We start from the raw sequence: 9686 nt of genomic DNA, 5'->3' as shown, positions 1-9686 counted from the left end.
GCCCGCTCCCGAGCAGGTGAAGACGTGGGACGAAGCGCTCACGCTGGTGCGCCAGCGCTCCACGGACCTGCGCAACGCCGAGGCGGGCGTGGAGCGGGCCCAGGGTCGGTGGCGCCAGTCGCTGTCGCTGCTCCTGCCCAACGCGCGGGCCTCCGCGGGCGTGGGGTTGGATGTGCTCCATCCGGACACCCCCTCCGCCCCCGGCGGCGGCGTGGTGGGTGGAGGCAACACCGGAACGGGCGGAGTCGCCGGCGGCAAGGTCCCCAGTGCGCCCCTGGGCACACTGTCCGTGTCCCTCACCCAGTCCGTGGTGGATGTGGGTGCATGGCGGGGGTTGTCGTCCGCGAAGGCGTCGGAGCTGTCTTCGGTGGCCAACCTGAAGGACACGCAGCGCCGGCTCACCCAGGGCCTGGCGCAGGTGCTGGTGGCCACGGTGGCCGCCGAGCGTGCCGCGGAGATCAACCGGGTGGGCCTGCGTCAGGCGCTGGAGCGCTACGCCCTCACCCAGCGCTCATTCGAACTGGGCGCGGGCACGCAGTTGGACGTGGTGCGGGTGGGACAGGACGTGGCGCTGGCGCGGCAGTCGCTGGTGGCCGGTGACGAACAGCTTCGCCGCACGCGCGAGTCGCTGGGCCTGTCACTGGGCACCGACCACGGCGTGGGCGTCAACCCGGACTTCAACCTGGACGGGCTGGTGGAGCAGACGCGCCGGGACTGCTCGCCCCTGCAGGACCTGGGCAATCGTGCCGACCTGCAGGCCGCGAAGGCGAACGTGGACGCGGCGAGGGACAGCCGGCGGCAGGCGTCCGCGGGCTATCTGCCCACCCTGGGCGTGAGCAGCACCCTCCTGGGCCTCACCACCGATCCCAGCTTCGGCCGCTTCGCCCTGTGGAATGTGTCCGCGGTGCTGTCCGTCCCCCTCTGGGAGGGCGGCCTTCGCGGCGGCCTCGTCCGGGAGCGCGCGGGCGTGGAGGAGCAGGCCGCCATGCAGTTGGAGGCCACCCGCCGCGGCGTGAGCGTGGAGGTTTCTCGCGCCCGGCGTGGAGTGGAAGTGTCCGAGGCGCTGTTGAAGACCGCGACCGAATCCGTCGACCTGGCGGACCGGACCGACCGGCTCACCCGGCGGGCCTTCGAGGTGGGACGCGGTGGCAGTTTGGAGCTGGTGCAGAGCGGAGCCGCACTCCGTCAGGCCCAGCTCGCTTTGGTTTTGAGGGAATTCGAGCTCGTCCAGGCCCGCCTGAACGCGTTCCTCACGGAGGCCCGGTGCGACTGGTGACGAAGGTGCGCCCCCTGAAGGCGCTGTTGACGAAGACGCTGTTTGGCGCGGCCCTGGTGGCCGGCGCGGCCGGATGCTCGGGCAAGACGGAAGTGAAGACCGCCCCGCCGCCGCGCGAGGTGAAGGTCGTGGCGCTGGCGCCGCACGAGGTGCGCGACACCGGGGAATACCTGGGCTCGCTCCTGTCGCGGCAGAGCGTCACCGTGCTGCCCCAGGTGGCTGGCTACGTGAGGAAGATCCTCGTGAAGCCCGGCCAGAAGGTGGAGGCAGGCACGCCGCTGGTGGAGGTGGACGCGCGCCAGGAGACCGCGGCGCTGGACAGCGCCCAGGCGCAGCAGAGCTCCTCCACGGTGGACCTGGAGCTGGCGCGCCGCACCCTGGCGCGCACCGAGTCCCTCAACAAGGAAGGCCTCGCGAGCGTGCAGGAGCTGGAGCGCGCCCAGGCGGCCGTGAAGGCCGCGGAGGCCGCCACGCGCGCGGCCGGCGCGACGGTGGCCCAGCGCCAGGTGCAGTTGCAGTTCCATGTCGTGCGCGCGCCGTTCGCGGGCACCATGGGCGACGTGCTGGTGCGCGTAGGTGACTTCGTGGGCGCGACCACGACGCTCACCACCGTGGCCCAGGCGGACGCGTTGGAGGTCAGCGTGTCGGTGCCGTCCTTCCGCGCCCGGTCGCTCAAGCCGGACACCGTGCTGGAGCTGCTCGATCAGCAGGGCAAGCTCATCCTCTCCAGCACCGTCTTCTACGTGGCGCCGCAGACGGACCCCCGCACGCAGTTGGTGGAGGTGAAGGCCGCCTTCCGCAACACGGTGGGCCTGCGTCCCAGTGAGTTGCTGCGGGCGCGGCTGGTGTACTCCACGCGGGATGCGCTCCAGATTCCGGCGCTCGCGGTGGTGCGCCAGAGCGGGCAGCCCTTCGCGATGGTGGTGGAGACGAAGGAAGGCAAGACGCTGGTGGAGCGCCGTCCGGTGACGCTGGGCACGCTGGGCGACATGTCCTACGTGGTGGAGGGTGGCCTGAAGCAGGGCGACCTCGTCGCGGTGTCCTCGCTGCACATGCTCAAGGACGGCATGCCCGTCATCCCCAAGCAGGTCACCCTGCCCGACGAACCCGCGCAGGTGCCGGGCACGGCGAGCGCGGACGAAGTTCCCACCCGTGCCATGGCGCCCCGGCCCGCGGCGGGCGGCACCACCGGCGGCAGCCGCTAGGCGATTCGAGAGAGGGCGTCACCCCGTGTTCGTCGACTTCTTCATCCGCAGGCCCGTCTTCGCCATCGTCTGCTCCATCATCCTGACGCTGGTGGGGCTCATCGCCATCCCCACGCTGCCCATCGCGCAGTACCCGGACCTCGCGCCGCCGCAGGTCACCGTCACCAGCACCTACGTCGGCGCGAGCGCCGAGGTGGTGGAGGCCGCCGTCACCATCCCGTTGGAGCAGGAGCTCAACGGCGTGGAGGACATGCGCTACATCACCTCCACCAGCAGCAATGACGGCACCAGCGTCATCACGGTCACCTTCGCGCCCACGCGCAACATCGAGGTCGCGGCCGTGGACGTGCAGAACCGCGTCAGCCGCGCCGCCGCGCGTCTGCCCGCGCAGGTGAACCAGACGGGCATCGTGGTGAACAAGGCCTCCAGCCAGATGCTGCTGACGGTGGGCCTGTCCAGCCCGGACAACCGCTACGACGCGAAGTTCCTGTCCAACTACGCGGACGTGAACCTCAAGGACGCCATCAAGCGCGTGCGCGGCGTGGGCGAGGTGCGCATCTTCGGCGAGCGCAAGTTCTCCATGCGCCTGTGGTTGGACCCCACGGAGCTGGCCCGCCGCCAGCTCACGCCCCAGGACGTGGTGCGCGCCCTCCAGGAGCAGAACCTCCAGGTGGCCGCGGGTCAGGTGGGCCAGCCGCCCTCCAGCAACGAGCAGCCGTATCAGATCGCCGTGCGCGCCCGGGGCCGCCTGATTGAGCCGGAGGAGTTCGGCGACATCGTCCTCATGCGCAACACGGACGGCCGCGCCGTCACCGTGAAGGACGTGGGCCGCGTGGAATTGGGCGCGGAGAACTACGCCACGCTCCTGCGCTTCAACGGCCGCACCGGCGTGGGCATGGCCATCTTCCAGTTGCCCACGGCCAACGCGCTGGACGTGCGCGACGGCGTCATCAAGGAGCTGGACCGGCTGTCGCAGGCGTTCCCGCCGGGCCTGGAGTACCGCACCGGCACGGACACCACGCTGGCCGTGCGCGCCTCCGTCAACGAGGTGGTGCACACGCTCATCGAAGCCATCGCGCTCGTCATCCTGGTCATCTTCCTGTTCCTGCACGGGTGGCGAAGCGTGCTGATTACAGCGCTCACCCTGCCCGTCTCGCTCGTCGGCACGTTCGCGTTCGTCTACCTGATGGGCTTCTCCATCAACACGCTGACGCTGTTCGGACTCACACTGGCCACGGGCCTCGTCGTGGACGACGCCATCGTGGTCATCGAGAACATCGAACGGCTGATGGCGGAGAAGGGCCTGTCGCCGATGCAGGCGGCGCGCGAGGGCATGAAGGAGGTGGCCGGCGCGGTGGTGGCCATCTCCGTGGTGCTGGTGGCGGTGTTCATCCCGGTGGCCCTCTTCCCGGGCACCACGGGCTCCATCTACCGCCAGTTCGCGCTCACCATCGCCGCGTCGGTGGCCCTGTCCACCTTCTGCGCGCTGACGCTGACGCCCGCGCTCTCCGCCCGGCTGCTCAAGCACCACCACGGGGAGAAGTGGATCTTCTTCCGCAAGGTGGACCAGGTGCTGGACTGGACGCGCGACACCTACGGCAGGGGCCTGCGCAAGCTGCTCAAGCACCCGATGCTGGTGCTGGTGGCGTTCCTGCTGTGCATCGGCGCCACGGTCATGCTCTTCCGCGCGGCCCCCACGGGCTTCATCCCGGATGAAGACCAGGGCTACATCATCGTCTCCGTGCAGGGCCCGGAGGGCATGTCGCTTGCCCAGACGGAGAAGGTGCTCCAGGAGACGGAGGCCGTGCTCAAGGCCCAGCCGGAGGTGAACGTGATGTTCGCCATCGGTGGCTTCTCCCCCAACGGCAACGGGTCCAACTACGCCACGGTGTTCACGGCGCTCAAGCCGTGGGAGCAGCGCGCGGGCAAGGACCAGTCCGTGGCCGCGCTGGTGGAGCGGCTGCGCGGGCCGCTGGGCAAGATTGGCAGCGCGCGCGTCATCCCCTTCCAGCCCCCGGCCATCCGAGGCGTGGGCAGCGTGGGCGGCTTCCAGTTCATCGTGGAGGACGTCGCGGGCAGCCACTCGCTGGAGGAGTTGGCCAACGCCACCCAGGAGATGGTGCAGAAGGGCAACGAGGAGGGCCGCCTGCGCGGCGTCTTCACCCCGTTCAACGCCAACACGCCCATCCTCGACGTGGAGGTGGACCGCCAGAAGGCCAAGGCGCTGGGCGTGCCCATCGAACAGATCTTCGGCGTGATGCAGCTCTACATGGGCAGCCAGTACGTCAACGACTTCAACTACGCGAGCCGCACGTACCGCGTCTATGTCCAGGCCGAGCAGCAGTTCCGCGACAGCCCGTCGGACATCGGTTCGTTCTACGCGCGCACCGACACCGGGGACATGATTCCGCTGGAGTCGCTGGTGAAGGTGACGCCCATCGTCTCCGCGCAGGTCATCAAGCACTACAACCTGTTCCGCTCCGTGGAGATCAACGGCCAGGGCGCGCCGGGCGTGTCGTCCGGACAGGCGCTGGAGGCCATGGAGAGCGTGGCCAACCAGGTGCTGCCGCAGGGCATGGCCTCTGAGTGGACGGGCATCAGCCTGGAGCAGAAGGAGTCCGGCGGGCAGACGATGATCATCTTCGGCCTGGGCATCCTCTTCGTGTTCCTGGTGCTGGCGGCGCAGTACGAGAGCTTCAGCCTCCCGTTCGTCATCATCCTGTCGGTGCCCCTGGCCATCATGGGCGCGCTGGGGTTGCAGGTGGCGCGCGGCTTCGCCAACGACGTGTTCTGTCAGGTGGGGCTGGTGATGCTGGTGGGCTTGTCCTCCAAGAACGCCATCCTCATCGTGGAGTTCGCGGAGCAACTGCGCGAGCAGGGCAAGAGCTCGCTGGAGGCAGTGGTGACGGCGGCGGAAGTCCGGCTGCGGCCCATCCTGATGACGTCCATCGCGTTCCTCCTGGGCGTCGTGCCCCTGATGACGGCGTCGGGCGCGGGCGCGGCGGCGCGCAACTCGCTGGGCACCGCGGTGTTCGGCGGCATGCTGGTGTCCACCATCGTCAACCTCATCTTCATCCCCGGCCTCTACGTGCTGATGCAGAAGCTGCGGGGCGAAGCGAAGCGGTCCAGCGAAGTCGAAGCACTGCCAGCGGCCCACGCGCCCTGAGCTGACAGCGGCTGAAACAGCAAAACGCCCTCCCCTCCCGACGTGGAGAGGAGGGCGGTTTCGTTTTCAGCGTGCTGGGGCGCGCCTTCAGATTTCGTGGGCGGTCTGCTCGTACACGAGGACGTGGCGGGAGCCGGGGAGCAGGATGATGTTGAGCGTGCGCCAGTTGTCGCCGTTGGGGCCGGTGCTGAACTCGCGGAAGTAGCTCTTCACCTGCGCGTTCGTCCCCAGCTCGCCGTAGGTGTCGAGGATGGCCTGGTGCAGCGGCTGGAACTGCCCGTACATCCGCGACTGGAACGCCGCATAGGTGTACGTGTCCGGGGTCGGGTCGTTGCGGTAGCCCCGGTATTCGCTCTTCGCGAGCACCGCCGCTGCCGCGACGTCCAGCGACGCGGGCGTCGAGTACGGCCACGCGAAGTCATACCGGTCCAGGAAGGAGTACATGTCCTCGCGGTACGCATTGGCTCCGTTGAGCAGTGCCTGGAGGTTCCCCTCGAGCGGGAACTGCGCCAGCGTCACCGGGGCATTGGCCGGCGCCGGGGTGGGGTTCGGCACGCACGCGCCGCCCACGCATGCGGCCTGGAGGCGGTACTGCTTGCCCAGGCCGTTGCTCCAGCCCACCACCACCAGGTACTCGCCCGCCGCGTCGAAGGTCGCGAGCGGAATCTTGCTCAGCTCGCCGTAGCCGGAGTCGTCGTCCTGGTAGAGCGGGCGGAAGCCGTAGCCGTACTGCGTCTTCGGGCCGTACACGAACAGGCCGGTGTCCACACCCACGCCCGTGCCCAGATGCGTCACCTCCAGCGCCACCTGCGTGTGCGCCGCGACGGTGAGCGTGAAGCCCTCATAGTTCGCCGACGTGCCGGTGTTCGACGCCACCGCGCTGCCCACGGCGAGCGGGCCCCGGATGCTCAGGAAGGAGTCGAACGGCGTGGGCGGAGCCGGAACCAGCGACTGCGTCGCCGTCGTCACCGTGTCATCGCCTGCGGGAGCCGGGGTCTGCTCCGGCTGACCGCCACAGGCGCCCAGGAGACCCACCGCGGACATCCACAGCATTGCGCTACGCACAGCCATTCCACGCTTCATCGCTTCCGCCTTCGTTCAAGGAGGGCGGGAGGGGCCCGCCCGGGGAGTGAAGCGGCCCCTGTGACAGCTTGAAGACGGGAACTCAAGCAACAGGTGAAACACAGGCGCCCCCGGCAAGCGAGGCAACAGGGGCGCCTGTCTCGGCGTCTTAGAAGCTGGCGGTGGCGGTGATGCTGCCGCCTGCGGCGGGCGTGTTGACGGTGTTGTTGCCTCCGCCCTGCCACACAAGGTTGCCGGCGCCGTCACGCTTCACGCACTTCCACTGGATGGAGGTGTTGGCGGGCATGGCGTAGGTGGCGCGCCACGTGGGGTACGCGGTGGGGCTGAGGATCTTGTTGGTGGCCGTGCCGCTCCAGGTGGACAGCTCCGTGATGCTGCCCGTGACGTAGACGTTCTGGCCCATCACCGTCGTGCCGTTGTTGCACACGAACTCCACGTTGGCGGTGGTGCCCGTGGGGGGCGGGGTGCTGCCGGAGGTCCACACCGAGTAGTCCGTGCCGGAGGCGGCCAGCGTCCAGCCGGTGCCGGGGCTCCAGGCGGTGGCACCAATCTTCACCGCCACCTTGCCGGCGATGGTGGCCGCGTAGAGGCCCGCTTCCGCGCGCAGGATGGTGACGGGGGACTCCGACGTGAGGCCCGCGTTCTTGCGAAGGGTGATGAGGTCCTTGATGGAGTTGCCCAGGCCCCAGTTGAAGTAGTGCGGCCAGTAGACGGTGGGGATGCCCGGGTGGGTCAGGATGTAGGCGTAGCCCTGCATCACCTTGGTGCACGGCACCGGCCAGTGGTTCTGCCCGTTGCCGCACGCCTCGCTGGGGCCCGTGTCGTGGTTGTCCACGAACGTGACGGAGCGGGACGGCCACCAGCCGATGGTGCCCGCGGGCTTGCCGTCGCTGGCCTTGAGGCGCGCGTAGTTGTTGTTGGTGAGGACGTCGTTGAGCAGGCCCTTCGTCGCGAAGTCGAAGGCGGCGCAGGTGCCCGTGGTCTGGTCCACCCAGCCGATGATCTGGCTCTTCCAGTTGTCGGGGTTGTTCGCGTCGAAGTAGTTCGTGGGCCAGTGCTCACCGACGCAGAACCACGGAGAGGTGTCCGTCACGTACTCCTTCACGTAGGAGCCGGCGAAGCCCTTCACGAAGTCGAAGCGCCAGCCGGCGAAGCCCACGCCCTTCAGGCGGCTGTTCATCCACGTCTTCAGGTCCGAGCGCACGATGGCCTGCGAGTGGTCCAGGTCGCGGGCGGCCGCGTAGCCTTCACCGCTGTCCGGGTTGCCGCAGGCCGTGGCCCACTCGTCGCCCTTGGCCACCGTGTTGCAGCCGCCCCAGGTGGGGTTGGTGAAGTCCGCCCAGTTGGCGGTGCCCACGCGGTGGTTCACCACGATGTCCGCGATGGGCTTCACGCCCTGCGCGTTGAGCGCGGCCAGCGCGGCGGTGAGCTCCGCCTCCGTGCCGTAGCTGGAGTTGAGCACGTTGAGCTGCCGGGGCAGGTAGCCCTGGATGGCGGCCGCGTCGGAGGGCGGCGGCAGCCACACCATGGTGAAGCCCGCGGACTTCAGCGTGGCCGCGTTGTTCTTCACCGTGTTCCACCAGCCGCCGGCGCTGGCGGAGTTCCAGTGGAAGCCCTGGATCATCACGTCGGTGCTCGCGCCATCCAGCGGCTTGGCCGCGGCGGGGGCCGCGGGCTTCTTGCGCAGGAAGAGCGCGAAGATGATCACGACGATGCTGATGCCACCGAAGGTGATGAGTCCGTCCGCCGCGATGCTCGCGCGCGTGCCGATGCCCCGGAACGCCGACGCGTGTCCGTCCAGCGCGGTGGTGTAGCTGATGGCGAAGTTGGAGGCCGCGACGAAGAGCGAGTACTTCGTTGTCACCGCCGCGCCCTCACTCACCATCTCCAGCACCATGCCCGCGAAGGCCGCGAAGCCCGCGCCGTTGGCGAAGCTGTACGCGAGCGTGCCCCAGATGTACGTCGTGGTCGTCATCGGCGCCGCCGCCATCGCGAAGGCGCACAGGCCCGTGGCCGCGCCCGCCAGCGCGTACGCGAGCTTGCGGTTCATCCGGTCCGACAGCCAGCCGCCCACGAGCGACCCCGCGGCGCCCATGACGCCCATGCCCAGGCCGTTCACCAGCTCCACCGTGTGCTCCGGCACCTGGTAGTCGTGGGCCATCGCGCTGAACAGGTTGGAGAGCGCGCCGCAGGCCACCGGCGCCAGGCACAGCACCAGCAGGATGATGCCCTCGCGGCTGAAGGCCGTCTTCGCCAGGTCCACCACGATGCCCTTCACCCGCTCCCACGCGGCCTTGAGCAGCGGCCCGGTGGGCACCGTGGACGGGTCATGCCGTTCGGTGATCCAGAAGATGCCCGCGCCGCTCGCCAGCACCAGCGTGGCCAGCACGGAGCCCGCCACCTGCCGGGAGAACCGGCTCGCGAGGAAGATGGCCAACGCGCCCAGCAGCGCCGTGGCGCCCACGTTGCCCGCCATCTGCCAGCCCGCCGTGCGCCCCTTGTCCTCCAGCTTCGACGTCGTGGCCATCAGCCCGTTGAGCGCCGCGTGCGCCGTCGTCGACGCCGCCTGCAACGCGGTCAGCAGCAACGTGAAGACGCCCAACTGGTGAGCGGGGTCCGGTAGCAGCGCGCACGCCAGGATGAGCAGCGCGGTGAGCAGCGTGCTCACGCCGTACCAGACCCGGCGCCACGGCCCCAGGTCGATGAGCGGCACCCACAACAGCTTCCACGCGTGCGGCGAGAAGGCCGTGCCCGACAGCACGCCAATCTGCGCCAGCGGCATCCCGTCCTTCGCCAGCCAGTACGGTACCGCCGTCTGCAGGAAGCCCACGGCCGCGCCGAACTGCACCTCCAGCAGGCCGAACAGGGGAGGCCACGACCAACGCTCTTCGGCGACCGGCGCCGTGGCCGGAAGGGCCGTCTCGGGTTCAATCAAGGGCAACGCTCGGGGGTGGGA

5 protein-coding genes are annotated in these 9686 nt (G+C 69.4%); 3 read left to right on the top strand and 2 right to left on the bottom strand.

The window, feature by feature from the left end; genetic code table 11:
* The 3 genes from D7V88_RS34495 to D7V88_RS34485 form a co-directional block, all read left to right on the top strand.
* Nucleotides 1-1276 (top strand): TolC family protein (locus D7V88_RS34495; protein WP_147448976.1); only part of this gene is annotated, 1276 nt, incomplete at its 5' end.
* Nucleotides 1264-2481, top strand: a complete 1218-nt coding sequence (locus D7V88_RS34490) for an efflux RND transporter periplasmic adaptor subunit (protein ID WP_120544861.1) — start codon at nt 1264-1266, stop codon at nt 2479-2481. The genes D7V88_RS34495 and D7V88_RS34490, both read left to right, overlap by 13 nt.
* 25 nt (nt 2482-2506) lie before the next feature.
* Complete coding sequence (locus D7V88_RS34485) at nt 2507-5647, top strand: efflux RND transporter permease subunit (RefSeq protein WP_120544860.1); 3141 nt, start codon at nt 2507-2509, stop codon at nt 5645-5647.
* 87 nt (nt 5648-5734) lie between these two features.
* Here the strand turns inward: D7V88_RS34485 and D7V88_RS34480 are convergent, their stop codons facing one another.
* Both D7V88_RS34480 and D7V88_RS44785 read right to left on the bottom strand, forming a co-directional pair.
* Nucleotides 5735-6718, bottom strand: coding sequence for a hypothetical protein (locus tag D7V88_RS34480; protein WP_244238545.1), 984 nt, complete (start codon nt 6716-6718; stop codon nt 5735-5737).
* Between the two features lie 160 nt (nt 6719-6878).
* On the bottom strand, nt 6879-9665 hold the full coding sequence (locus D7V88_RS44785; RefSeq protein WP_120544858.1) for an MFS transporter: 2787 nt from the start codon (nt 9663-9665) through the stop codon (nt 6879-6881).
* Nucleotides 9666-9686: the final 21 nt, after the last annotated feature.

This window comes from Corallococcus terminator (assembly GCF_003611635.1).
GTDB lineage: Bacteria > Myxococcota > Myxococcia > Myxococcales > Myxococcaceae > Corallococcus > Corallococcus terminator.
The sequence above is the reverse complement of the archived record's forward strand: the minus strand, read 5'-3'. Positions and strand labels throughout refer to the sequence as shown.